Genomic DNA, 25,487 nt, shown 5'->3' with positions numbered 1-25,487 from the left:
TTACTATTTAAAGGGAATAAGCAATTTTTCCAATTCCGTTATTTTTCCGTTGTAAATATTCAGATCGACATTTCCACGGATACCGGTTACTGTTCCTTTTTCCGAAAATTGCCAAAATGCCCAATGCTCTTTTGGGTTTTCGATCCAAAAATTATAGTTCGCGATCCATAGGGTATAGTTCGCGAATTCTTTCTCTAAAAAATCACTATAGAATTTATCTCCGGAATACAGGATGGGCTTGACTTTATAATGCACTTCCACCTCTTCGAGCCAACGTTTCAAACCTACTTTAAGGCTATCCATGGACTGTCGCTTCGGATGTTCCTCGATATCCAGTACTGGCGGAAGGTCCCCCGGATGAAGCTTTACCTTACGGATGAAATTTTTGGCTTGCTTTACCGAATTTTCATTTGGTCGAAAGTAATGATATGCTCCCCTTAGGATTGCACGATTTTGTATTTTGGACCAATTCCGGCTAAATTTATCGTCTATCCCCTTCTCCCCCATTGTCGCACGGATAAATACGAAATCTATTGGAAATTGATCGTTGATCGTATTCACTTTCTGCCAATCTATATCTTCCTGATAAGTCGAAACATCAATACCAAACACTTTATCATCATGCTTACTCATGATTTCGATATTACGGATATCATATTTAGCATCCTTCGTTAACGCTTTATTTTTTGATGTCGCCACGCGGAAGTAATACATGATTCCAGCTTTATAGTGCCATGCAACAAGACATAAGAGAAACATAAGCATCCCTGCCATCACCCAGATCCATCTGGTCTCTCGAGACTGCTGCTGCTTCCTGCCAGTTTTTGTTCGTTTTGTTTGCTGTTGCGCCATACGATGATGAAGTTACGGGAATCACAATTAACTCGCAAAATTTTCGTAACAATTTATATTTTTGTATATGATCGTATACAATCCTAAAGACTGGCTGTCAGCAACTTTCAAATTGCATAAATCAGACACCTTCAAAAAGCTGTTTCCCTTTCTTATTTTTATCGCTATCTATTCTTGGGGTATTGCTTACCTCGAATTGGAATACCTCAAATTGAGCGAAAGGAGCTGGGTCAAGAATATCACTATCGTCCATAATCTTTTAGGTTTCGTTATCTCCTTATTGTTGGTCTTTAGGACCAACTCGGCTTATGACCGTTGGTGGGAGGCGCGCAAACAATGGGGTACATTAACCAATGTCAGCCGGGCTTTTGCCTATAAGCTTAACGCGATTCTTGATGAAGAAGACAAGGTCAATCGCAGCTTCTTCCGAAAAAGTATCCCGCTTTTTGCTGAGACCCTATATGACTTTTTACGGTCTGACTATACCAAGTTTATGCTGGATGAAAATGAACATCCTGAGCTTAAATCATTGGATAGCAAAAAGCATGGTCCAAATCAGGTTTCCAATATGATTTTTCAAAAGATAAACCAGCTCTATAAGGAGCGTATAGTCAGCGGAGACCAATTGATCATACTCAACGAGGAGATTGTGTCTATGACCAACGTCTGTGGCGCATGTGAGCGGATTAAAAATACACCGATCCCCTTAGCCTACAGTGCATTTATCAAGAAGTTCATTATCTTCTATACGATGACATTACCTGTAGGCTACGTTTTCTCGATCGGATACTTTGTCGTTGTTGCCGTTCCGTTCATCCTATATGTACTCGCTTCACTGGAATTAATCGGGGAGTCCATCGAGGAGCCTTTTGGTATAGACCAGGACGACCTACCGATTGACAAAATCGCGGCTAATATTAAAAAACACTGCCACGAGATTATTCTGGCGTAGCGTTTTGAAAATAATCTAGCTCATTTTCAAACCATAAGACATCATTACAAAAATAAGTTTTGCAAATCTATACAGAATTTCTACTTTTGTCGCGGAGAGTTGGCAGAGTGGTCGAATGCGGCGGTCTTGAAAACCGTTAACTGTCACAGGTTCGGGGGTTCGAATCCCTCACTCTCCGCATCGAGTAAAACATTTAATATCAAAACCCTATAAATAGCAGTATTTATAGGGTTTTTGCTTTTATAAGCCTTCCAGCATATTTCAGATTTCCTATTTCGTGCGAGACCCCAGCGAGACCCTAAAAATTAGTATTCTAGGGTCTCGCTCAAATGTACAGGTTTGCACCAATAACCACCTTGCTATCATATGAACATCTTGACAGCAACGAGAGTAAGGAATAAATTGAATAATGAAATAAAGTACCACCACCATGAAAGCAAATCTTACCCTCCACATCTATGCCCGAGCAGCAAAAGCCAATGCTGCAGGTCTGCATCCCTTGTATGTACGCATCACCGTAGAAGGCCAAAGAACCGAATTTTCTACCAAGAAATTCATTAACCCCAAGCAATGGGATCCAAAAATGATAAAAATGAAAGGCAGCAGCGAAGAAGCCCATACAATAAACAGCTACCTTGAAACCATTAAAAGCAAAGTCAACCAAACCCAGATCATACTCGAGTATCAGGAAGAGCCAATCACATTAGAAAAATTCATGAGTGCCTACCTCGGAAAGAAGTCAGAAAAGGAAAGGACATTGATTCCCATATTCCAGGACCACAACAAAAGAGTAAAATCCCTCATCGGTGTAGAGTATTCTGCAGGCACACACGAACGCTATGAAGTATCACTCAAGCATACCCAAGACTTTATACAGCATCAATTTGGCGTCCAAGATATTGCAATCCATAAGATTAATCACACCTTTATTGCCGATTATGATTTCTATTTACGCACCGTAAGAAATTGTAGCAATAATACCACAGTTAAGTACATCAAAAACTTCAAGAAAATAATCCGCATCTGTATTGCCAATGGCTGGATAGGCCAAGATCCTTTCCTACATTATAAAATCAAACTACAGGAAGTCGAACGCGAAGTACTCACACAGGATGAATTACAAAAACTGATGGACAAAACATTTAGCATTGAACGATTAGAACTCGTCAGAGATATTTTCCTCTTCTCCTGTTATACCGGCCTAGCCTATATTGACGTTAAGCAACTCACCGAAGCCAATCTGGTAAAGGGGATCGATGGTCAATTATGGATTAGCACACACCGGCAAAAAACCGATAGTCCTTCTAAAATACCCCTATTAGATACCGCTCAATATATTATTAACAAATATACAGATCACCCAAAAAGCGGTAATGAAAACACCCTAATTCCGATACTCAGCAATCAGAAAATGAATGCCTACCTCAAAGAGATAGCCGATCTCTGTGGAATTAAAAAAGAACTCACCTACCATTGTGCACGCCATACATTTGCCACAACGGTCACCCTTTCCAATGGAGTACCCATTGAAACTGTATCTAAAATGCTTGGACACAAAAGTATCCGTACCACACAGCATTATGCAAAAATCACTGATCGAAAAGTAGCAAACGATATGCAAAATCTTAAGACAATACTACAAGGTGGGATGAAACAAACCCACTCGGACAAGAAAATTGGATAGCCATCAGAGCTCTTTTGATAACAGAACGAGCGAATATCTTTTATATCTTATTCAGATATAGATCACCATTCAAAACCAAACTATGCATAAAACTCTACTAACGATCAACGAAGAAATCAAACATTATGTTGCAGACATCGAACAAACGAATGCGCATGATTATTCTAAAATCACCGAATTGTCGGTTAGGTATATTTCTGATCGGCTACAGGTCGTGAAAGATAGATTCGAGCAGGACAAAAGCATTACTCCTGATGAAGAGATATTCTATTTCAAGAATATCAAATGCCATTTATTGGCATTGATCCAATACTACACGCTAGTACAAAAAATCGAACTGAAAAAGCCTCCATTGCGTAAGAAAAAGCTAAAGCAATATTATCTCAACACACTCTATAAAATCAAAAAGAAACTACGAAAACAGCAGTTTTTCTATAACTATTACAAAGCCAACCTAAGCCAGTTAGACAATCAGTTTTTTCGACGGATCGACCACGACCTATTTGTGCCGGCAGGATCTTTTATCCTCGACATCGATAGACGTAACAATACACCTACTGTGCATATATTCGCTAAGGTGGAAGCATTTGAAATGTTGCGGCACTACCTGAAGAAAAAGATCAAAGGCTATGCTTCGGGAAGCAAAAATAAACCACAAGCAGTCCTGCCAGCTCCCGTATTAAAATGGACCATATCCAAAACCGATCTGATCGAACTGATCTATGCGCTGCATGCATCAGGAACATTTAATAATGGCAAAGCGGATATCAAGGAGATTGCCGAGTACTTCCAGCAGGTTTTTAATGTGGAGCTTGGTCAATATAACCGCGTGTTCTATGATATCCGGGCGCGCAAGATTAACAAAACCAAACTCCTGGATAACCTCAAAGAGAATCTAATCAAGCGAATTAAAGAAACTGACAATGAATTGTTTATGGAATAATTTTTCACAACTTGTTAACAAGTTGTGAAAAATAGTCTTGTTTAATATGGAATTTTACTGCTCACCAATCTATAAGTATCATGGCAGTAGAAATTATTACCAAAGAAGATCTCATGAGGTTTAAGTATGAGTTGCTCAGCGAACTCCAAACACTCTTATCCAGCAAAATGCACCAACCAAAGAAATGGTTAAAGACCAGAGAAGTGGCAAAGATGCTGCAGATATCACCAGGTACCCTGCAAAACTACCGCATCAACGGAACTATTCCGTTTAAGAAGTTCGGGAACACCATTTACTACTCTCTTGCAGAAATTGAAAAGTTGCTGGAGGAAGGTGGCAACAAACACAATTAATGTCCATCACATCAAATTTTATAAGCATGAACTACATCAAGCAACTGACACACTTTTTCAATAAGGCGCAGGCTGACGCGGATTTTTCCGCCACGCACCTCAGCCTTTTTATGGCTCTCTTCCAGCTATGGAACCAAGCACGCTTTGCCAAACAGATACAGATCATCCGGGACGACGCTATGCGTCTTGGAAAGATCAACTCCAAAGCGACCTATCACAAGGCAATGGCTTATCTGCATAAGCAGGGATATATAGATTATCGTCCGTCTTACAATCCGTACAAAGGAAGTACGATTACTTTTTTTCCAGAACAGCCGCCTCGGAGCCTACCAAATGCTGAACCTGTTCAAATCCTGTCCACAAGACCAATAAACGAGCCATATAATAAACTATATAGTACTAGTATTATCATGGATAATACTAGTGATCTATCGATAGATCAAAAGAGAGGAGAAAATAAAAAAACAGCGAGTTCAAATCAAGATGTGCTGCTGTTTCCGAAAAAAGAAAAAGGTTCCGCGCAAAAAGAAAAAACCATTCCACCGCTTCCGGAACAAGTAGAAGGATTTTTCTCGGCCAATCAATCCACTGTCCAGGAAGCCCACCGGTTCATGAATCACTATACGGCCAATGGCTGGCTCGTTGGTGGTAAGAGTCCGATGAAGGACTGGAAGGCGTCGGCCAAGAATTGGATCAGTAACAGTATCAATTTCACCAAATCTGCAAATTATGGAAAGTCAAACCGTGCGCAACAGCTCCACACCAGTACCCGAAAGAATTATTTCGAGCCACTATGATTACGGTAAGGTTTTCCAGTTTATTGATCAGAAGGGTAAGGAATTGTATGGAAGTCGGTTCGCCTTATATACGGATGATCAAAGCATATTGCTTCAACTGGCTGCTTATTTTCTCCGCGACGAAGAATTATGTAAAAGGCATAAAGTAGATCTGGACAAAGGCATTATGCTGACCGGACCTATTGGCTGTGGCAAAACCACACTGATGAACTTGATGCGTTATCTGAACGGGAATTCAAACCGTTATATCATGAAGAGTACACGGGATGTTACATTTGAGTTTATTCAAGACGGCTATGAGGTTATTCACCGTTACAGCCGTGGTAAGCTGTACAACACTGATTACAAAAACTTCTGCTTTGATGATCTCGGTACGGAAAACAATATCAAGTACTTTGGTAACGAATGCAATGTCTTGGCCGAGATTCTACTGTCACGATACGATCTTTTTGTTTCAAAGAAACTGGTCACGCATATTACTACCAATCTCTCCGCAACTGAACTCGAACAGACCTACGGCAATCGCCTGCGTTCACGTCTTCGGGAAATGGTGAATCTGATCGGTTTTGATAAGGAGGTGAAGGATAAGCGGAAATGAATATTGGGCATGGAATAAATCTCTAATTACAATATTATCCATGCCCAATAGCTTAACTTTCTAATTCTAATCGGCTAGTTCAATAACCTGCTCAGAAAGCTTTGTTTTTAATGCTTCGTAATGTTCTTGAACCAGCCTATTTGCCTCTTTCTTGCAGATGATGCATCTTTCTGATATCAGGCTTAGTTCACTCCACTCTAAATCAATATTGGTCTTAACTCGCATATCTGTTAAAATACCCGTCAGCATCTTCCATCGTTTTTTTTCTTCAGAAGTGTTGTTCGGGAATATTTCACGGGGAAATTCCCATATCCCAGCAACGATGGGAAAAATACTCTTAAGCGCAATTTTTTGGGGTGTGTAATCGTAAAAATATTCTAGCAAACCTAGGAAGATCTGCTCTAATGCCAGATTATACATCAAGGTTTTGCTACATATATTCTCCACACACCCAATTGTATTGGCGCTTTCAAGAAAACCATCTGCCCGCTCAAATCTTTCTTCCCAGTTCCGCCATATTTTCTCAAGTTTCTTTTTGTTGCTGACACGTTCAATGTTATTTATGGTTGGCCATTTTATTCCACTCCCGTCTTTAAAGAGCAGTATTGCTTTTTGTAACGCATGCTGAAAGAACCATTTATTTTTCTTTAAATCCACCTCAATTTCCAGTTTACTATGGCCCAATAAATGCACAAAGTAATATGGGGATCCGTTCAGACTGTTTTGTAGTTGTGATATCTCTTCTCTGATATCCGTCTCGCTCACAAGTAATATTGTATAGTCTACGAATCTTTTGTTCGCACCAATAAGCTCCATATTGTCCTGTCTGTACTGCTGTTCATAAAAAGAAATCAAGTAGATTTCTTTAATGTCCGAAAAAGACAGGATTTTCTCGAGAATGTCTTTTAGATAAGGATATTCCGGAAATTCCTTCAACTGAATACTTGCCTCTAGCACAGCAACATTTTCTGTCTCAATATTATAGATATATTCAGATTTGAAGCTTGCTAAACATTCATGAAAAAGTTTTTCAGTAACCCCTAATAGAGCGTTCATTTTTATCTCCAACGTATTGATATCTTCTTCCGATATTTCAAAATCATCTTCATAACGGACTGCACAATAGGTCTCGTTCAGTAGGGATAGCAGACGGTCATCATTATCATTGATCTCAGAGAATACCGTATTTAACATACCCGTTGTCTTTCCTAGATACCGGTGATGGCTTCTGATATTATGGCTCGCCTTTTCTTTTCCCAAGGTTAGGATTTCCATGCACCTGTATCGGAGTTCAAACACTTGGTGTAACATGAAGGCCGCCATAGAAAGGTTCCCCTTTTCCCGGTAGAAATCAAATCCATCCCTAAACTCGGTAATCTTGAAGTTTTCTCTATCAAAGAAACGCTGTAACTCGACGGCATTCTTCTCAGCGGTAAATTCCTCCGGATAAAGCTGAAACGAACACGATGGATTCTTAAAAAGAGTTCTGCTCGGATGACATGAATGGAACAAGAATATATTTCCCTGTACCAATTTCTCCTTTACCGATGCGGAGACAAATGTTACGTGATGAAATCTTTTGTATTTTCGCAGATCAACAGTGATCTGTGGATCAATTTCTCCTATCGATCGAGTTTCTTTGTTCGACAAAAGGGTAACAATTTCATATAAACTCTCTTCTTTCTCTGAAGAAAGGGGCTCCAGAAGGAAAAGGTAGTCAACCTTATACTTCGAAGTCAGTGTCAAAATAATATCCCTTAAATCATTTTGATCGTTTTTATTAGTCAGTTCTATCATGATCGTATTCAGTTAAAATCAGGTTGGTATTCAAGTATAGTGGCAATTTCAATCAGCTTTACAATAAATTCATGAGTCTCACTTGCTTCATTCAGAATTTTTGAATCACTATGATTGCTTAAAACCGCTAGTTTCCAGTCCTCTAAAATAGAACGCCACTTGCTTAACGGTTTTTCGCGAAACGCCTTTAGTACGTATTTGAATGGTCGTTTCATCTGCTTTTCGGAAAGATTGTGAATCGTCTCTAGTCTGTCCGCAGGGATCTGCCACCGCATCTTTGCCAATTCAGACATTCCCGGTGTATCCGTTATATATTCATGAAAAGATTCTATAATAAATAGAAATTCATGGAAGTAATAAAGAACATTTCCCGGGTTGTGGTGAGTTTGCCAGTAATTACTTTCACCTATTAGGATTCTTGCTTGATCGGCTATACTAATCAGATCCTTTGCACGCTCGTTTTCAAAAATATCGTAAATAGTGTCTGAATAGCCGAAGGTACTTGAATCCGTATCTATTCCAAATCCCACGTATTGTTCTAAAATTTTCATGTCGCACTCGGATATGTACCTTTCTGTGTCACTTGAAGATAGGACAAACAGCGATCTAATTATTTTACTGATATCCTGATAGGTGTCATAGATAAACTCATGAAGCGATGAATAGTAATCAACGCAATCGGGTTCCAGACCTTCAAATAGTAAGTCATACAGATCGAGTTTTATACGGTAAAATCCATTCTGCGAATTGACTTTTGTGAGCAACTTAAAAGCTTCTTGCCGGCTTTCAATTAAAGCCTCCGTAAATTCATCGTCCCCTCGGATCCTCGGGTTTAGGCCACTAGATCCGAACTTAACTTTTTGGACATAATTGGGTCTGATTTGCATGATCAAATAACCGGCCTCTATCAGTCTTAAAATTTGTTTAAAGCATTCGTATAAGTACAAAGGGCTTTCAAATTTCATCCAATATGCTGGTCTTATCGCCGATGAAAAAATATTCCAGCATACTTCCTGTATATCATCATCCGAAGCTTTGCCGTTGAAAATGTTGAGAATTAAAAACGGATTTAATATTTCTTCTTTAGTTAGATAGGAAATCCTGTTGTCACCGTAAATGATATGGTTCATTGCTGGCATGTTTTAGGGTTACTAATATTTTTCAGTGTGCATTGTTCATCTACCTGTATTATTTTCATACTAGGGGTTCCATGATAATCAATTTTACTACGTCCGAACAATCCCAACTCTAGCTCTTCTTCGAACCATATAGACGCCTTAGCCTCGTCATTGACATGCACATTACCTTCCGATGCTTCCAGTTCCGATCCATCATAAACACTTCGCTGATGCGCCAAGACACGCGAGAAAATTGTTCTACCGGACAATTTTGCATAGGCATTTTTTATTACGGTACAGTCGAGAGAAAAAGCGTCTACGGTTATATCTAGATTTCCTTCTCTTACGATTATCCCCATTTTTTGTAGGGTAAGTTTCTCTGACGATCTAACAAAGCATTTATCCAGCATCTGCAATCCTGTCAAGATTTTATAGGTGATCGTTATCTGCGGATAATAATCGTGTAGCAACAGGTAACCGTAATAATCGGGCTTGGTGTAGATGACTAATTGATCGTCGAGGATAGATACATTTACCCAATTCGCTTTTTCTCCATTTTCGTCGATGGAGAAAGACGATTGGTCGCCGTGTAATAGTGTAATCTTACAGCGCGTCTGTACAACTATATTATTGAATTCGTTCATAATTTATGCATCTTAAGATTTATATTTTAATAAGTTAGCAACCTCTACAACACAGTAAAGAAATTGTTCAATCTCTTTGTGAGAATCTGCATTATACCACTTGTTATCTAATGTAGCTAACCTCCAATTGTGCAAATCATTTCTCCTATGTGACAAATCCTTTTTCGTAAATTCTTCCGTTAGGTACATTAGCGGGTTTTCAATCGCTGCTTGAGGAACGAACTTAGTCTCCTTTATTTCATCTTCTGGAATCTCCCATTTATACTTTTCAATTTTGTTGCCTTTATCCTTCAGATAGCTCCACATTATTTCCATAATAAACTGAAGTTCTTCCACGTAATACAGCACATTAGCTGGATTACCATTATTCTTCCAGAAAGAATTGCAGCAAGATGTGCTAGCTAAATACTTTATAATGGAAAAGAATTGTTGTTTGTTAAATGCCTCAAACATATCGTCTATACTGTCGTAATAGCTGAATTGCGGAATGTCGAGATCCAATGCATACTTCGTGTATAAGTTTAAAGAAACTTTATCCTTACTTGTTCTTTTAGTACCAATCTCGGAGCGATATACCGTAAACAACGCTGAGATCAGCGAAGTGATTTCTTTAAAACTAGAATAAACTGATTCTTCCAAAAGGTCTTGAAAATTTATGCTGGTAGGCATCAGTCCTTGATAGAACGCGTTGTATAAATCAAATCCTAGGTCAAATCGGGTACTTTGGCTATACGAATTATGGATGGTTTTATAAGCTTTTGCCACTTCCCCAAAGTCGTTTTCTATTATTTTTTCACTTTTCGGATTAAAGCCTTTGATGATAACATCCCCCTTACTTATACTAGCAGGCCTTATCTTAGAAATAAGCCAACCTGCATCCAGCAGGCGCAGTATTTTCAAACATTTTTCATAGAGTGCTCTAGGAGATACGTAATTCATCCAGTAGTTTTCTCTAAATGCTATAGTCCATAAGTCCCAGCAATCATCTATAATCGGTTCACAATTAGGAAGGTGCTTATAAGTTTTTTTTAGCACAATAAATGGATCCTGAATTTCTTTTTTAGACAAAAAGGAAGGTTCGTAGGATAAAAAAGTAGTTCTAAACATAACTATACGATTTTGGTTTATACAAATGAACACACCATCATTCACGTACCCAACCAAACCAGCTTGTATAAAACCAACAACCCTTGTGTAATACAACGCTATCCTTGTTTTGTACCATTTCTGGATATTTCGTATCTTGAACGTTGAATATTTGCTAACTTTGGAATATGAGTACAGCCAACACAACAAACCATATAGGAAGAAAAATCAGCCGCATCCGTGAACTGCGGGGAATGAAGCAAGAAGCTTTAGCCATTGAATTGGGAGTTAGTCAACAGACGGTTTCCAATATAGAGAAAAGTGCTGCTATTGAAGCAGACCTATTGGCACAGGTAGCAGAAATATTAGGGGTTACTCCGGAAGCTATTGAGAATTTTAGCGAAGAGGCTGTGTTCAACTTCTTTAACAGCTTTCACGACAGCAGTTCTAATAATGGGGCTATTTATGCAACTGGCTGCACCTTCAATCCACTTGACAAACTCATGGAAGCTCAAGAAGAAAACAAAAAACTTTACGAGCGTCTTTTAGACGCGGAAAAATCTAAGGTGGAGTATTTGGAGAGGTTGCTGAAGGGGAAGGAGTAATGTTGTTAAAACACTCCCATATTTTTCCAACGAACTAATCAATAATTCAAACATGTCACACATAAACGACATGTTTGAATTAATTATATAAATCACATCAAAAGCTTTTCGATGAGAATGTTTAAGTAGTTTGATAATGATGATCGATACGATCGAAAAATGCAAGAGGATCTTGAGTAAATTCTCGGTCGCCAAATGTAGCTTTAAGTAATTGTCTATCATCTAAAAACTCAACTAGTCGTTCTCTAAACCAGCTTTTAAATCTATTAAAGCTGTCTATGTCGTTTTCATTTAAGCCAGTGAAATCCAATGGATCGTAACCATGGAAATAGGAATGCAGTGTAAATAATCTAATGTACTCCAAGATAATGAACTTGAAGGTATTACCTAAAACTTTCCCAGACTCGCCTATCCCAACTAGAGCTGGAAACGGATAGTCTACATCAATAAGCGAATATCTACCCTGTTCATTACCCCACAATTTACAATATAACTGTAAGCATTGCCGGATTGTAGCAGGTAAAAAAGCTTTATAATTTGGGGGCTGTGATTGTGTATAATAAAAAATAGTGCCTATATCTCTAAGCTTACTATTAAAATATAGGAGACCACCCAGTACCGTTATGAAGTCAATGATATCTTGCCTTTCGCTTAACCGTCTATCTATTATATCCTTATTGCTGATACTTCCATCATCATCAACTTGTGGTGAAATTTCAGGTATATGTTCAAAATAGTCGTATACTATCGTAAAAAACTTAACAGCTATATAGCTTTTGTTATTAACGATAGCATTGTTTAGGTTATTCCAAATAGTTCTAAAAGTATCTTCAGAGATCCGGCTATAGTATTCATGCCTACCTATGAGCCACTCACCAGCAGAAGCATTGTATTGCAATAAAACTGTTTGATTTTGATCCGACTCCATCACCTCTCTGTGTAACTTCCAAACAATCTCATAATCATCTCTAGAAAACTCCAAAGAATTTGTAGAACTTGAGGTTTCACTTCTCAATTGATGATAATATTTCGAAAAATACATCCATAGCTCTTCATCAGTTACTATTTTATCTTTTCGGATAAAATAAATATACAGTTCTAACAACTCTTCTTTAAACTTATATTTACCTTTATCAAGATGAAGCAGATAATCTCTCAACAGAATATCGCTTTTATAGATAAATACCTTTTTCACGAATAAGATCAAGAACAGTGACAGCAATAAAGTAGATATAAAAATCGTCCAAATGAGTACATGCATCCATCTTATCGAAAATCCAAAAGCTCTTCCACAAGTGTAAATAGCTATTAGAATCAAGGAAATATACAACAGATTATTAAACCACTTCCATTCAAATTCTTTCCTAAAAATCTCTACAATTCTTTCGGAATTATATTTCGAGTTTATACTTCCAATCTCATTGATTGCTAGAGGAAATGCCATTGCAAAAATAGCAATCACCAACGGTATACATATTGATAAAATCTCCATTTCTTTATTTCTCTACAACATACATCGTAAACTCCTTACAGATTCTTTTCTGTTGAAAATATTCAGAAAAATCCAACATACCTCCGGTACGCTGCCATATATCCAATCCACGGCCCAAGGCAATAACCCATCCTGTATCGAGACTTATACTACGATCGTGGATATTATCATCAAATTCATACGTAAAATCAACATCCATAGACTCTAAGGACTCTTTCAAATCATCGAACGTATCAATCATCTCCGGAATTTTATCGTCCGTATTAAATGTCTTCAAATGAATTTTGGTTGTCTCATCAGACACACGCTTAGACAAAACCAAGCGCACAAGCTCCATGAGATTACGTACCTGATAAGGCATACGGATATAAGGATCGACAATTTCAATACTTTTAGCCCCAACTAAATATTCACCAAACAACTTGTCATAACTGATATTCGATTGGTTCTCGCGAACATTCACAGTCCGTCCTGCCAGCTTAGGTGATATTTTAGTAGAATCAACGCGTTGCTCTTCATAATTCACTTCAATATTAGCACTCAACTTCGAATCCGAGTCATCGTCATGAATTATATCTTTAGGAACCCCATATTCTATCTCCTCCAATGTTTGGACTTCAAACTTATTTCCATCCATAGAAACGTACTCAAAATAAACAGGATCATCATTGAAAGTCTCGTCCATTATAATGAGCTGATTCTTTACTCTTTTTCGCGATTCGATAGCGAAATCCAATAGAAGCTTAGCATCTTCCTTTGATAAATGAAGATCTGGAAAGATAATCTTTACCAATCCCGAAAAAGTTTTTTCAATAGCCGTTTTATCCCGAGTAGTTATCGACGAGGAGAGCGTAAAATACTTTTGGTACAATTTACTATGATCTTCCTTACGCAAAGCTTTCAACACCTCAGCTAAGTAGTCCACAATAAAACCATAATCCTCAGTAAAAAGTTCATTCCGCAATTTTGAAACTTCCCATCCTGGTAAATATGCATGAATACGATCCAAAAAGGCCGTATCATGGTAATCCTTAGGGAGTGCATCAAATAAATGAGAATGCTTGATCATGTACGAAACAGAATGATCCGTATTACCCACAAAGACCATAGACGCCTCTGCTTGATACACATCCGTTCCTCTAGAAAAAGACTTGTTGGCCATGTAGTTCTTCATAATATCTACTAAGCCGCGGTCTACTTTTTTAGTTTTCCCAGCAAATTCATCATAAGCGATTACGTCCCAATACCCGACCAATCCAATATTACCATTAGAATTATTTACAAATAACTTAGCCTTTGATACTTCTCCTCCAGAAATTAAAATACCATGAGGCGACAGCTCAGAAAATATATGTGATTTCCCAGTTCCTTTGGGACCCAACTCAATCAAATTATAATTATTCTCTGTGAAAGGAATCAAACGACATAGTTGGATCAGTTTTGATCGAAGTGAAAATTCTTCCGGATTCAACCCTATGGACTGCATCAGCAGGTCTATCCATTCCTCCATACTAAAATCTTTTCTCAGGTCCTTGTATTCTCCGACATCAACCATCGATATCTGGATAGGCTTTACATTTTCAATAATCCAAGGTGTCGTATTCCGCTCCTCAACAGCCATATAAGCCATATTGATCAATGACCATACACCTTCAGAAAGCAACTTCGGGTTTTTCTGAACAAAATCATCATTGATCGGGATATTCACCAATCCTAGATTGCTAAACCTTGCCTCATAACGGTCTGCTTTATCATTAAGTTTGACCGAAATTTTGTCAATAACACGATGAGTACCTTTTTCTCGGATCTTTGACTTAATAGACTCGGACTCGTCCCTATGAACAAAATGTTGACCTATAATATTTTTGACTGTCTCAATACCAGCCTGAATTGTCTCTTCATTATCTGTTGCACAGTATTGACCAAGTAAATACTCTAGCACATAGTTTGGTACTATAGCATTACCTTTAATTTTTTGAGTTAAATCTTTACGAACGACCTTTCCTCCAAAAACAGCATTAATCTTTTGATCCAAATTTTTCATAATCTAGGAAATTAAAAATCATCAAAATCATTCATCATACCCAACGACAATGTGAACTTATATTGATTATAAGGTTTCCACTGTGTCGACTCCGCTATTTGTTCTTCGACAAACAACCATACATTCTGATGTCGCTGGATAGTCGTAGAAAACTTAAAGGTGTAAGAAACCTCTCTATCCTCTGCTCGAGACATTTCAGAATCAAAAATATGCTGAAATACATCGCTAATAACCTGTGTTTTCCCATTTTCTTCGATACCAAAGTAAGCCTTCAATTGACGACCTACCAAACGAGAGGATATAGCTTCAGCCTGATAAAATTTTATTGGATGGATATTAGTCGTTATTCGATTATTACTTTTATTAATAATATCCACCGACACCTGGGTCAAAGTATCTTCTCGCAGTTTAGACACATATAATAAAGGTACAACAGTCTCTTGTAAAGATGCTCCACCGTGGACAAACCGACTTCCAGCTCCTTGTCTCCGCAGTCGATTCATACCCTTCGGAATCAATACAGTTGCATTAGAGTGAATACCCACATTGCAGGCATCAAACTTTAATACCGTATTATTATAGCTTAAGTCATGTCCGATAACAAATCGCCTATTGCTTTTACTAATTGTTCCAGAAATCTGTGCATCTATAAAATCAGATTCGTCTATAGAATCATGCTGATAAATAAAACCATGATCTGCAGTGATCAAGATATGGGAAATGTTAAAACTGGTTATACGTTGAATCAACTTTAACAAATGTTCAATTTCATCTCTACCAGCATCAAATACTTTTTCTTCTGTCACCTTGTCATCACCCATCTTATCAATGATATTATGATACACATAGACAACATCATGGTTTTGGACTAAAGCCTTAGCTTCTTCAGATTTCACTTTATACGAAGCCAGCTCTTCTGCACTAATAGTAGTTGCACTTACTTTCCCAATATCAGTTAGGATTTTCTTCCGTGGAACCAAACCTTTTGTTGCCAATCCATCAATATAGATATCATCTCCATCACCAAATGACAGTCGTTTATGTGGTAATAAGCTGGCCATACCCAATTGCGTATAGGAAGGTAGTCCGGTAACTTGATAATCTAAAACTGATTTAAAGCGGTTGCGCTGATTGATGGCATCGTGCAATTCTTGCCCAATTTCATAACGCAAGGCATCTGATATAATCACAAATACCTTACGATTATGATCCAAGTACTTTCGTTTAACATCTTTTTGATAAAAATTAAATTGGCTCTTATCGCCAAGATACCAATCCTTTTCTTTCTCAATGGTATACTGCCATAGCTCTGACAGCTCTAACAACCATTTATTCGTGTATAACCTTTCAATTTCGATATATAATGATTGTAGCACACTTGCATGTTCAACCTGCCGTAATAATTCGATAAACTGCCTATAAAGCTGATCAACTTTATAATAAGCTTGAGTATATAGATTAAAACCGTCGGCTAATGTATCAATGCCTTTTAAGTCTATTTCTTCGACAAGATCGATCACTGATACAGCTTTTTCAATGGCAGAATAATAGTGTTTATATTTCTCAAACCAATGTTTGGACAATCGTTTCTTAATAACTTCCTGGATTCGAGCGGTATTATATGTACGTTCTACAGCTTTTTGAACCAAGTCCTTTATAATCCATTTCTCTATGCTTTCGAATAAATCATCCTCCAGCAAATCTTCCAACACCAAGGAATCTAATAATTGGCGAATTTGCAAATCGTCATTTATTCGCTGGGAAAGAGCATCATAGGTGTTATGAAAAGATCGCAGATCTTTCCACCGAGAGAGTGCAACCTTAGCTGAATTCAACACTTGAGATTCACCGCATAATGGTTTAAAACTATATTTAAATAGCTGTAGCAAAAAATCATATAATTGCTGCGACGGATTATCAATACCATAATAATTCATAATCTGCTTCCAAAAATGATCGCTTAAATCATATTTTAGCAGACTACTATCATATTCCTTGACACTTTCTTCGACAAAAGCTTGTGTGTAATCACGCAACAAATCATCGATATCACTTGAATTAGAACCAAACAAAACTTGGATCAACTTATTATTCAATACGACATCGCTATCAGATGGTACTACTAATTGTTTAAATTTTGCGGTTCTTTCCTTACTACGAAAGAATGACTGATTTCTTTTAATCCAGTTCTGCTGCGCTAATGGTAGTTCCAATTCTTGAAGTAACATGACTTCTTGATTGGTCTGAAAGATATGCTGTGACAATTCGATATCCAGCAACCAATTATCTTCATCAGCTGGTCTAGCATAGGGCATATATAACAAAAACTTTTGCTTAGGTTCTTGATGCAGTATGCGATATTTAACGGCTAATTCATCATTAGATATTTTGATCACCGAAATGTTGGACATAGCAAAATCCACAAGCTCTTCTGTAAAAGATTGTTCCGGATCATACCACACGATGATACGATGTTTATTATATAATTTTTTTAAACTCTTTTCTATTTTCATTCTCTTTATAAAACGTAAAATCAACACTTAGGTTAATCATCACCAAGTATTTGCTTTACTTTATTTTCCAACTGCTTCTGATCGGGTAGGTAGAGCTGATATTTTGACACGAATATTTTAGAAGACAACCCGCCTGTTGCATATTTTACGAGAAACTCATGCTTATCTTTTGCAATGATTATTCCGATAGGCTCACGATCTCCTTCCGTATTTTCTTCTTCTTTAAAATAATTCAAATACAGATTCATTTGCCCAATATCTTGATGCTTCACCTTCTGTGTTTTCAAATCGATCAAGACAAAACATTTGAGTATCCGATGATAAAACACTAAATCAATATAAAAATGCTGGTTATCCACAGTGATCTTATATTGACGAGCTACAAAAGAGAAACCTTTGCCAAGCTCTAATAAAAACTGCTGTAAGTTGTCGATAAGCTTAGTTTCCAACTGTCGCTCTTTAACCAGTTGCTCTTCCGGCAATCCAAGAAATTCAAAAATGTAAGGATCCTTGATGATATCGCTAGCCTCTTCTATAAGCTGCCCCTTCTCAGACAGAGCCAAAACTTGTTCTTTATCTTTACTTAATGCTAGCCTTTCGAATAATGAAGCATTTATTTGCCGTTTCATTTCCCGTGCGCCCCAATTTTCGGCTATTGTTTGCTTTTCATAAAAGGCTCGAGAAAGATCGTCAGAAACAGTTAGCAACTCCGCATAATGGCTCCAACTCAATTTTCCGGACACTGTCTGGAAAATTGGATATTGAAGATAAAACTGCCGACATAGATAAAGATTACTCTTGCCGAAACCCTTGCCATAGGCCAATTTTAGATCTTTAGAAAGATTTGTAAGTAGCGAACTACCGTATTCAGCCTTCTCTTTCCCATGTTGTTCAAATTCAACAATATGCCGGCCGATCTCCCAATTGGCAGCAACCAACTCGCGATTTACAGCAATAGCAGCATTTTCACGTTTCTCTTGAAGCGTAACACCAATATCTTCGATCAGCTTTTTGTAAGTTTTATCTACCTGTTTCATCTAATCGTACTTGTATCTATCCAATCAAATCCCTTTACTTTATTTTTTGTTTTGACATCATTTAGCCCAGCTACTGAGGCTATGGCATGCCCAAACTTATTATAATTGACCAATACACCATCATTCAGATCTATGCTGATACGTTCGCCAGCCAAAGGATACAAAATATCATGCTCATACACTTCACAATCTCGCAATATATCTCGCAATTTATCTTGGCGCTTGTGTGCTTTACCTTGTTCAGATGCCGACCCAGTCACTATAATATCTTGTTGACGCGTAATATCATTACGTACCTTCTCCATAAAAGGGCGTAAATAAGAGTTCAAAATATGATTAAGTGTATCCTGCGTATAGCGGTGCATATAGATAAGTACATTAAAATGTCCCTTCGGCGATGAAAACTGCCAATAGATAGGACGCTTTTTATACCGCTTTAAATGGTCTTTATAAAAATCCTTAATCAAATACTTCCGAAGATCCTTACCCAATACATCTTCTATATATTGCATATTATTTCCATAGGTTTCTTCACCCCACACAGCGCGGATAAATGCTTTCACACGATTTACAATATCATCGTCAAACCATTCTTCCTCCAATAAAGGAATCACATTATCAGCATTAGGCACAAATTGCAATTGATCGACTGCCTTTTCGACCTTACTTAAATAATCCGCGATTGTTTCTCCTTGATTAGCAAGAATTAGCCCTTCTTTATCCAAAGAATATCGACCAAATACACATCCAATGGCGTATGAAATCAACTGAGATATTAATTCATCTTCTTGAAAAACCAATTCATTATCGACAATTTTCACCTCCTCTTTTAGAATAGTAATTTCTTCAAATGGAACATTAGGTGTCAATTCGTCTTGTAGACCATAACTATTAAGAAGCTCACAATTTAATTCTTCTTCGTTTTGATGTAAGGTAAAGAATTCTTCTCGCCAATAATCTTTGTAAGACTCAATGGCAGACTCTATATTTTGACTATTAAAGCGAACTAGCTCATTTTGCAAAAAATCCCATGAACTTTCTCTAGAATTCCATTCCTTTTTTGATATATTGATATTTTCTAATACAACATTTTCGCTAATTAAAACATGACAATCAAATGGCAAGGTTCCAATCGGCCCTTCATGAAAATCTAAAGTTGGCGATAAAACTTTTAAGAAGTGATTCACTAAATTCGAATTTAAATAGGCAAAAAGCTTATAAAATGTTCTTTGATCTTTTGGAAAGCATACAGAACCTTTTGATTCAAACAGCCAATTTTTATCAAAATATCTAAATGAAGCTTTACTGGACGATATTGTAGACCAAGTCATACCATTTTCACAAAAGTAATATTTTTGATTCCTCAATACTGATCGAAGCTTTCCATTAGGTAACTTATAGTTTTTTAACTCATAGCCATCATTCTCCCAATCTAAAACTAAATCAATATTACCGAACCATTTTCTAAAAGGTCCTCCCTTAGAGCATAATACCCATTTATTATTTACTAAATCAACTTCCCAGATAAATCTCAGAAACCGTTCATTATTCCCAGTTGCGAGACCTTGCCGAGGATCAGCATAATTATTTAACAACTTATTACTTGCAAATGTGTTTATATCACTTTTAGAAGACCAATATCCAATATTATGACCAGGTATTTTCTCAAAATCATTTTGAAACGCAGTATAAAACCAGCTGCAATTTGGATTTTGGATCGCTTCTAACGTTTTTGGAGCTTGTGCAGCCGCTCCTTTAAAATCTGATAATCTAATGTATGATCCTTTGGCTTGCTCAATATATTGATTACGCAGAGTGAAAGTACAAATTGGCACAGTGGCTCCATCAAAACCTGAATATTCTAATTGTATTAAAGAATGAATAAGATGTTCATCAATTAAAATATTCCTCAATTTTTCATATGAAGAAATAAACATCCAAACAAAAGGGGTCATATAACCCGTAAAGCCATCTTTTTTACATAACTCTAAGCAACGTAAAATAAAAGTTGCAAAAAGATCAGATTTTGTTTCAGGCCATGTTTTTTCAACATATTGTTTTAATGAGGCTTCCATCCGTGAAGACGAAATATAGGGTGGATTAGTTACTACCACATCATATTGTCTTCCAAGAAGTTCATACAATTCCTTTAGTTTTATTTGCTGTTCAGAAAATAATGTTCCTTCTTCTACAGCAAATGATTTTACTTCTTGTTCGGTTACCTGAATCAAAGAACCAAATGCAGTTGCATTTTTAAATTTTGGATCACCTTCAAAATCTTGATAGAAATAAATATTAGGTTTAATATTATTCCTCTCAACTGACCTGAAGAAACGTCTATATTTTTGACGACCTTTCATCATCAACACCATAGCAGCCATTTGAGCTGCCCTAGGATCAATATCTACTCCAAATAAATTATTTTTAATGATTAATTCTGGTATTTCAGTATTAGAATACCCTTGTTCTTCATAGATTTTATAAAATACGTCAAAGGCATACGATAGAATATGTGCTGATCCCACACATGGTTCGAAAAATTTTATTTCTTCTAATTTTTTAGACGCTCGTTTTGGTATTTTATCGACATAATCAGGTTTTATGTAGTAGTCTAAACCTTCGGTTATCTTAGATTGCGAAAATTGCTCTATTAACAATTGTCCCAAAGTATTATCCACCATATATTCGACAATCCACTTAGGAGTAAATAATTGGGAAGCTGGTGCTAATTCATCTTTTTTATAAACTTTTTTAGAAGAAATTAAATCTGCATTCAACTCAGACACATAAAATTGGTACAACCAACCGATAATTTCCACTTCTTTGCAGTCTTCGTCGGACATACCATTGACCACGTCCGAAACAATCGAAAATTGAGTGGTTAAATCATCGGGCAATAACAATTCTGTATAATCATCAATAGCCTCAAATAAAAATGGAAATATACGATGCAAATCATTACATACTGCGATCAATACATGGCGGTACATCGTATTATCTGGGTTATTAGAGCTAATAACACCATTTAATACATCATTAATATATTGACGATCAACTTTAAGGTCTTCGGGAAAATGACCTGCATGGATATCATTTAAAATTTGAGGAATATTTCCATCCTTACCTATAGTAGGAGATAAAACATTTACACCTAAGGGTTGAAATCCGTTAGCATCCATAAAGCGCAAAGCGACCAAACGATTGAACCAGGTATATGCCACCTTCTCAATTAAGGCTTCTTTACCTATCTCTGCTATTTCTTGATTCAATTCATTGATGGTGCTAGCTTGTCCACGTAGTGTGGACGTATCTTGTGTTAAAACAGCTTCCACACGTCCACCAATCAGAATCGTTAGCTTCTTCCTAGCCTCTTGCGCAAAACGCTTTAATTGTACTGTATTCATGTATTAGTTTAAGTTAATTTTACGCTGCTGTGCAATCTGATCTAATAATACTTTACGCAATTCGCCAAGGTATTCCTCCACATCCTCACTCGTTTCAATGTGAGCCTTAGGTGGTTTTACTTTCTTTAGAGTAGTCGATAGCGTGATAAATACTTCTTTCGGTTCTCGGGCTGTGTTTCCCATAACATCACCTTCATTGTAGGTTTCCGTCATCGTTGTGACCGAAGTTGGTATTTGGAATCGAGCAATATCATTTAATTGTCTATTGTATAACTCTCCTATACCATAGGACATGTTCTGTAAAACACTAATAAAACGTTCTTGCCGAGCATCCTTCAATTTATTTAGCAAAGGTTGCAATGCTATATTTTGCTGATCTATATTCAAATTTTGATATAGTTTATCAGCCTTTAATAAGGATATATAGTTTTCCAGCTTATGTATAAGCCCTGCACGCATTTCATCTTGAGCGTCAGTAATACGTTCAGACAACAGATCTACAGCCTGTTTAGCATCTCTTATAAGTGTCCCTGCATAAGGCTTCTCATGTTGTTGAACTTCCTTCAACAAGTCAAGCTCTTTATCACATTCTATATACTTGAGGTTACTATTATTGTCGCGTAAAAAAACAGAAAGCTGCTTATAAATATTGGCTTGTTCGCTATTTATAAAATTTCGAATTTGATCAAGCACCTCCTCTTTTGCATCCAACAACTCATCTTCATAGTCCTTAATGGAAGTTAGCAACTGATTGTAATCCATTACTGTCAAAGACTGCAGCTTGTCAAGCATTGGACTTAAACTCTTTACAAACGGAAAAAGTGTCTGTTGGTTCAATAACCGTTGGATTTCAGTAATCAATTCCGCTGCTTTCTCCTTAAAATATTTGGTAATCTCCTTGGCTTCTGTAGCAATGTTAGTATCATCAAAAAGTTCTCTATGCAACTCCTTTAATTTACGTAAGTAGCCACTATCAATATCTTGTTGAGGCAATATCAACGTATTATTCCAATGTTGATTATTATCCAGAGCCAACATAAATTGCTGATCATCCAAAATATTTGTAGCCTGTTTGGGCTCTACTTTTCCACGCTTAAACAATTGTCCAACAATACAAAGTGTGGAGATCATACGCCAACCATAGGGCTTTCCGTTGAAATGGCTTCGAAGATCGGTAAGCGTAGTGCGCTCATTTTGATTTTTACGTCTGTTGATAAAATTCAACACCTCCTGCTCAGCTTGAGATATAGCACTTACATCGCCTCCGAACAAATTGAGATTTGAACTACTGGACATAGTCTTTCGCAATTGAGCTTCATCCAGTAGTGCATTACCCAGCAACGATAGTTTTGGATAGGCTACCTTAATCAAATCTTGAGCAGATTCTATTAACCTTGTTTTGCCATCATTTGACGAGGATTTTGTATTTTCCGAACCGTTAATATAAATCTGAGCGCTTGCAATAAGATCATTAGCCAGATCTTTTATACTCGTATTGCGGAGACTATTTTGCGATCCCTTTTCACGCAATATACGTGCATAGGAATCAGTATTAGAACTCGTATTATTCTTGCGAACGTAATTGTCAGTTTTTAAATACGTACGTACCTCCCGCATAAAGCGTTTGTCTTGGGGCAACTTGATCATCATTAAAGTAGAATCCGATAAGGTCTTTGCTGAAAAATGGGAATCGTTCGTATACTCACTGTATTCAGAAGTGATAAAGGATAGCTGTAACTCATGGGGCCTTCCTAAAGTCAAACCATCTACAATCCTTGTATAATCAAAATCTTGTTTATTATCCAAAAACTTAAGTTTTCCTTCTTTCAAAATACCATCAAAGAAGACTGAGGCTAAATATTTGCTCACGTCATCATCTTCAACGCGTATATCCTTAATCTCCTCTTCTATATCCTTCTCTTCATTAGTCAAATATTCATAGATTTCACCCCTACGTTGGATATAGGTTTCCTCTTCTAGTAGTGTAAGAGCTTGTTCTATTTCCTTACCAAACTCATTAATATTGACGCGTACATCTGCGGTAAGCAGGATCTGAATATTGCGAGCTGTAGTTTTAAAACTATCAAAATATTTAACTAAAAACAGCGCTTTTAGGATACGTATAGCCAGTTTGCTACGGTGTTCTAACTGATTGCTTGCTAACAATATCGCATTTTGCACTTCAGTACGTAAAGTTCCGGCAATACCATGGAACATCAAATCAAAAGTGACAAGGTTTCCAACCTGGAATGTATTGAGGTTTTTTAGAACCTCCTGGAATACACCTAACATCGAACGTTCTCCTACAGATGCATGCTTACCCTGGAAAACGTTATGCCGAGACAATGATTTAATACATTGTTGAAATAAATCGAATTGATAAGGAATAAATGGATATTTACTAACAAAATCTTCCTCATCACGATACAATTTAAATTGCATACCGATTTCAGAAAAAGTCAGTAATGTCCTTAAGTTTGCCTGTTCCTGTTCATAAAGATTACCAAATAAAACCTGCCCTTCATTGTTTTTCTCGAGTAATCGACGTTCAATTACTTCATCAACATTTGATGAAGTTAAAGGGATTCGATTACTAAATCGTCCTTGAATTTTAGAAAAGTCGTCTTTCTGTATTTGGCGATCATCGCCAACTAAACTTTCTAGATCTTCCTGCGACGTAACAAAGACCCAGCTATTTCCCTGACATTTGGTATCCAGAGACTCGGCTATAGTCTGTAGATTAAGCATCAACTTCGTATTTTCAGCAATGTATTGCCCGACCTCATCCACAAAAAAGTTTAATCGAAATCCTTTTCCTTTAGAGGTTATGTATTCAGCTACTTTATTCGCAAAATCTTCTATAGAAGCACGATGCTTATCTTCCCATTGATCAAGATAGTCTTCATACTTATCTGAATCAGTGTTATATATTTTGCCCAAAGCAACAGCAATGGCGTCATTGATTAAGGGGTCAACATAATCATTACGGGCTTCGATCCAGGTCTTACCGAATTCCTTTTCAAACTCATTTTTAAAAAGTTCATACTTTGCGTTTTTTTCCAAATAAGCCTCAAATTCAGCAATATGAGGTTGAAATCCATAAAAACCTTGGTGATCAAAAAAAACTTTATAGAAAACCTGCAGCAAAGCATTTTGATCTGATTTACTGGTTATTTGGGCCTGCTGATCAATATTAAATAGAATACTTTCGGAAGGATGCTTAGCAATACTGGAAAGAATATCCGCCTTCAACTTTGGGTCATCTTTTACTTTATCAGCAAATAAACTACTTAAGCTTTCTTCACCGTATATCTTATTTTCAAGAACATAACTCAATATTTTTAGTAAGTGAGATTTACCCGAGCCAAAGAAACCCGATATCCACACGCCATTAGTGCTTCCTTTCTCTTTATACGCTTCAAAGAAATTAGCGATCTTATTAGATATATCATTTGTAATTACGTATTCTGATACTTCATCATAGATATGATCCTTGTCGTCAGCCTTGATGACAGTCTCAATAGGTCTATTATAATCTTTTAGAAAAGATGAATTCAAATTGGCCATT

Annotated in this window: 18 protein-coding genes and 1 tRNA gene; 8 read left to right on the top strand and 11 right to left on the bottom strand. The window is 37.0% G+C overall.

What is annotated here, in order from left to right; genetic code table 11:
* Nucleotides 1–3: 3 nt before the first annotated feature.
* Nucleotides 4–852 (bottom strand): glycoside hydrolase family 25 protein, encoded by an 849-nt coding sequence (locus tag G6053_RS05300; RefSeq protein WP_108637000.1) that lies wholly within the window; start codon nt 850–852, stop codon nt 4–6.
* Nucleotides 853–919: 67 nt separating this feature from the next.
* Between G6053_RS05300 and G6053_RS05295 the strand changes: the two genes are divergently transcribed.
* The 7 genes from G6053_RS05295 to G6053_RS05265 all read left to right on the top strand — a co-directional run bounded on the left by G6053_RS05295 (nt 920) and on the right by G6053_RS05265 (nt 6,179).
* On the top strand, nt 920–1,804 hold the full coding sequence (locus G6053_RS05295) for a bestrophin family ion channel (protein ID WP_108637001.1): 885 nt from the start codon (nt 920–922) through the stop codon (nt 1,802–1,804).
* Between the two features lie 93 nt (nt 1,805–1,897).
* Nucleotides 1,898–1,982 (top strand) — tRNA-Ser (locus G6053_RS05290).
* Between the two features lie 252 nt (nt 1,983–2,234).
* Nucleotides 2,235–3,488: a site-specific integrase gene (locus G6053_RS05285; protein WP_165305716.1), complete on the top strand. Its 1,254-nt coding sequence runs from the start codon at nt 2,235–2,237 to the stop codon at nt 3,486–3,488.
* A gap of 82 nt (nt 3,489–3,570) precedes the next feature.
* Entirely contained in the window at nt 3,571–4,431 is an 861-nt protein-coding gene (locus tag G6053_RS05280) for an RteC domain-containing protein (RefSeq protein ID WP_165305715.1), read from the top strand.
* 80 nt (nt 4,432–4,511) lie between these two features.
* Nucleotides 4,512–4,784, top strand: a complete 273-nt coding sequence (locus G6053_RS05275; protein WP_130139960.1) for a helix-turn-helix domain-containing protein — start codon at nt 4,512–4,514, stop codon at nt 4,782–4,784.
* Between the two features lie 26 nt (nt 4,785–4,810).
* Nucleotides 4,811–5,581, top strand: coding sequence for a transcriptional regulator (locus tag G6053_RS05270; RefSeq protein ID WP_165305714.1), 771 nt, complete (start codon nt 4,811–4,813; stop codon nt 5,579–5,581).
* Nucleotides 5,514–6,179: an ATPase gene (locus tag G6053_RS05265; protein ID WP_165305713.1), complete on the top strand. Its 666-nt coding sequence runs from the start codon at nt 5,514–5,516 to the stop codon at nt 6,177–6,179. The genes G6053_RS05270 and G6053_RS05265 overlap by 68 nt, the downstream gene beginning before the upstream one ends.
* 66 nt (nt 6,180–6,245) lie before the next feature.
* Here G6053_RS05265 and G6053_RS05260 read toward each other — a convergent pair whose 3' ends face one another.
* Genes G6053_RS05260 through G6053_RS05245 form a run of 4 tightly spaced genes read right to left on the bottom strand, consistent with a single transcriptional unit; the run spans nt 6,246 to nt 10,845 of the window.
* Complete coding sequence (locus G6053_RS05260; protein ID WP_165305712.1) at nt 6,246–7,976, bottom strand: HEPN domain-containing protein; 1,731 nt, start codon at nt 7,974–7,976, stop codon at nt 6,246–6,248.
* A gap of 8 nt (nt 7,977–7,984) precedes the next feature.
* Nucleotides 7,985–9,106: a hypothetical protein gene (locus G6053_RS05255; RefSeq protein ID WP_165305711.1), complete on the bottom strand. Its 1,122-nt coding sequence runs from the start codon at nt 9,104–9,106 to the stop codon at nt 7,985–7,987.
* Nucleotides 9,103–9,738: a DUF2807 domain-containing protein gene (locus G6053_RS05250; protein WP_165305710.1), complete on the bottom strand. Its 636-nt coding sequence runs from the start codon at nt 9,736–9,738 to the stop codon at nt 9,103–9,105. The genes G6053_RS05255 and G6053_RS05250 overlap by 4 nt, the downstream gene beginning before the upstream one ends.
* 12 nt (nt 9,739–9,750) lie before the next feature.
* Nucleotides 9,751–10,845, bottom strand: coding sequence for a hypothetical protein (locus G6053_RS05245; RefSeq protein ID WP_165305709.1), 1,095 nt, complete (start codon nt 10,843–10,845; stop codon nt 9,751–9,753).
* Between the two features lie 167 nt (nt 10,846–11,012).
* Between G6053_RS05245 and G6053_RS05240 the strand changes: the two genes are divergently transcribed.
* Nucleotides 11,013–11,429, top strand: coding sequence for a helix-turn-helix transcriptional regulator (locus tag G6053_RS05240; protein ID WP_165305708.1), 417 nt, complete (start codon nt 11,013–11,015; stop codon nt 11,427–11,429).
* 121 nt (nt 11,430–11,550) lie between these two features.
* Here the strand turns inward: G6053_RS05240 and G6053_RS05235 are convergent, their stop codons facing one another.
* From G6053_RS05235 to brxC, 6 genes are read right to left on the bottom strand one after another with little or no spacing between them, the layout of a single operon-like run.
* Nucleotides 11,551–12,921 carry a hypothetical protein gene (locus G6053_RS05235; RefSeq protein ID WP_165305707.1) on the bottom strand — a complete coding sequence of 457 codons (1,371 nt, stop codon included), beginning with the start codon at nt 12,919–12,921 and terminating at the stop codon, nt 11,551–11,553.
* Between the two features lie 4 nt (nt 12,922–12,925).
* A complete protein-coding gene (brxL, locus tag G6053_RS05230; protein ID WP_165305706.1) occupies nt 12,926–14,965 on the bottom strand; it encodes a BREX system Lon protease-like protein BrxL in 2,040 nt (679 codons plus the stop codon).
* 11 nt (nt 14,966–14,976) lie between these two features.
* The gene (gene pglZ, locus G6053_RS05225; RefSeq protein WP_165305705.1) at nt 14,977–17,478 is read right to left on the bottom strand and encodes a BREX-1 system phosphatase PglZ type A; all 2,502 of its coding nucleotides are present in this window, start codon (nt 17,476–17,478) and stop codon (nt 14,977–14,979) included.
* Between the two features lie 32 nt (nt 17,479–17,510).
* The gene (locus G6053_RS05220) at nt 17,511–18,515 is read right to left on the bottom strand and encodes a PDDEXK nuclease domain-containing protein (protein ID WP_165305704.1); all 1,005 of its coding nucleotides are present in this window, start codon (nt 18,513–18,515) and stop codon (nt 17,511–17,513) included.
* Nucleotides 18,512–21,919 carry a BREX-1 system adenine-specific DNA-methyltransferase PglX gene (gene pglX, locus G6053_RS05215; RefSeq protein WP_165305703.1) on the bottom strand — a complete coding sequence of 1,136 codons (3,408 nt, stop codon included), beginning with the start codon at nt 21,917–21,919 and terminating at the stop codon, nt 18,512–18,514. Before pglX ends, G6053_RS05220 begins: the two co-directional genes overlap by 4 nt.
* Before the next feature lie 3 nt (nt 21,920–21,922).
* On the bottom strand, nt 21,923–25,486 hold the full coding sequence (brxC, locus tag G6053_RS05210; protein WP_165305702.1) for a BREX system P-loop protein BrxC: 3,564 nt from the start codon (nt 25,484–25,486) through the stop codon (nt 21,923–21,925).
* Nucleotide 25,487 lies beyond the last annotated feature (1 nt).

The sequence above is a fragment of the Sphingobacterium sp. DR205 genome, from assembly GCF_011064245.1.
Lineage (GTDB): Bacteria > Bacteroidota > Bacteroidia > Sphingobacteriales > Sphingobacteriaceae > Sphingobacterium > Sphingobacterium athyrii.
Note: the sequence above shows the minus strand (reverse complement) of the source record. Positions and strands in the feature narration are given on the sequence as shown.

What these genes read in the sequence shown, in the direction of transcription:
- G6053_RS05300 (WP_108637000.1), bottom strand. Translation starts at nt 852, where the DNA reads ATGGCGCAACAGCAAACAAAACGAACAAAAACTGGCAGGAAGCAGCAG.
- G6053_RS05295 (WP_108637001.1), top strand. Translation starts at nt 920, where the DNA reads ATGATCGTATACAATCCTAAAGACTGGCTGTCAGCAACTTTCAAATTG.
- G6053_RS05285 (WP_165305716.1), top strand. Translation starts at nt 2,235, where the DNA reads ATGAAAGCAAATCTTACCCTCCACATCTATGCCCGAGCAGCAAAAGCC.
- G6053_RS05280 (WP_165305715.1), top strand. Translation starts at nt 3,571, where the DNA reads ATGCATAAAACTCTACTAACGATCAACGAAGAAATCAAACATTATGTT.
- G6053_RS05275 (WP_130139960.1), top strand. Translation starts at nt 4,512, where the DNA reads ATGGCAGTAGAAATTATTACCAAAGAAGATCTCATGAGGTTTAAGTAT.
- G6053_RS05270 (WP_165305714.1), top strand. Translation starts at nt 4,811, where the DNA reads ATGAACTACATCAAGCAACTGACACACTTTTTCAATAAGGCGCAGGCT.
- G6053_RS05265 (WP_165305713.1), top strand. Translation starts at nt 5,514, where the DNA reads ATGGAAAGTCAAACCGTGCGCAACAGCTCCACACCAGTACCCGAAAGA.
- G6053_RS05260 (WP_165305712.1), bottom strand. Translation starts at nt 7,976, where the DNA reads ATGATAGAACTGACTAATAAAAACGATCAAAATGATTTAAGGGATATT.
- G6053_RS05255 (WP_165305711.1), bottom strand. Translation starts at nt 9,106, where the DNA reads ATGAACCATATCATTTACGGTGACAACAGGATTTCCTATCTAACTAAA.
- G6053_RS05250 (WP_165305710.1), bottom strand. Translation starts at nt 9,738, where the DNA reads ATGAACGAATTCAATAATATAGTTGTACAGACGCGCTGTAAGATTACA.
- G6053_RS05245 (WP_165305709.1), bottom strand. Translation starts at nt 10,845, where the DNA reads ATGTTTAGAACTACTTTTTTATCCTACGAACCTTCCTTTTTGTCTAAA.
- G6053_RS05240 (WP_165305708.1), top strand. Translation starts at nt 11,013, where the DNA reads ATGAGTACAGCCAACACAACAAACCATATAGGAAGAAAAATCAGCCGC.
- G6053_RS05235 (WP_165305707.1), bottom strand. Translation starts at nt 12,921, where the DNA reads ATGGAGATTTTATCAATATGTATACCGTTGGTGATTGCTATTTTTGCA.
- brxL (WP_165305706.1), bottom strand. Translation starts at nt 14,965, where the DNA reads ATGAAAAATTTGGATCAAAAGATTAATGCTGTTTTTGGAGGAAAGGTC.
- pglZ (WP_165305705.1), bottom strand. Translation starts at nt 17,478, where the DNA reads ATGAAAATAGAAAAGAGTTTAAAAAAATTATATAATAAACATCGTATC.
- G6053_RS05220 (WP_165305704.1), bottom strand. Translation starts at nt 18,515, where the DNA reads ATGAAACAGGTAGATAAAACTTACAAAAAGCTGATCGAAGATATTGGT.
- pglX (WP_165305703.1), bottom strand. Translation starts at nt 21,919, where the DNA reads ATGAATACAGTACAATTAAAGCGTTTTGCGCAAGAGGCTAGGAAGAAG.
- brxC (WP_165305702.1), bottom strand. Translation starts at nt 25,486, where the DNA reads ATGGCCAATTTGAATTCATCTTTTCTAAAAGATTATAATAGACCTATT.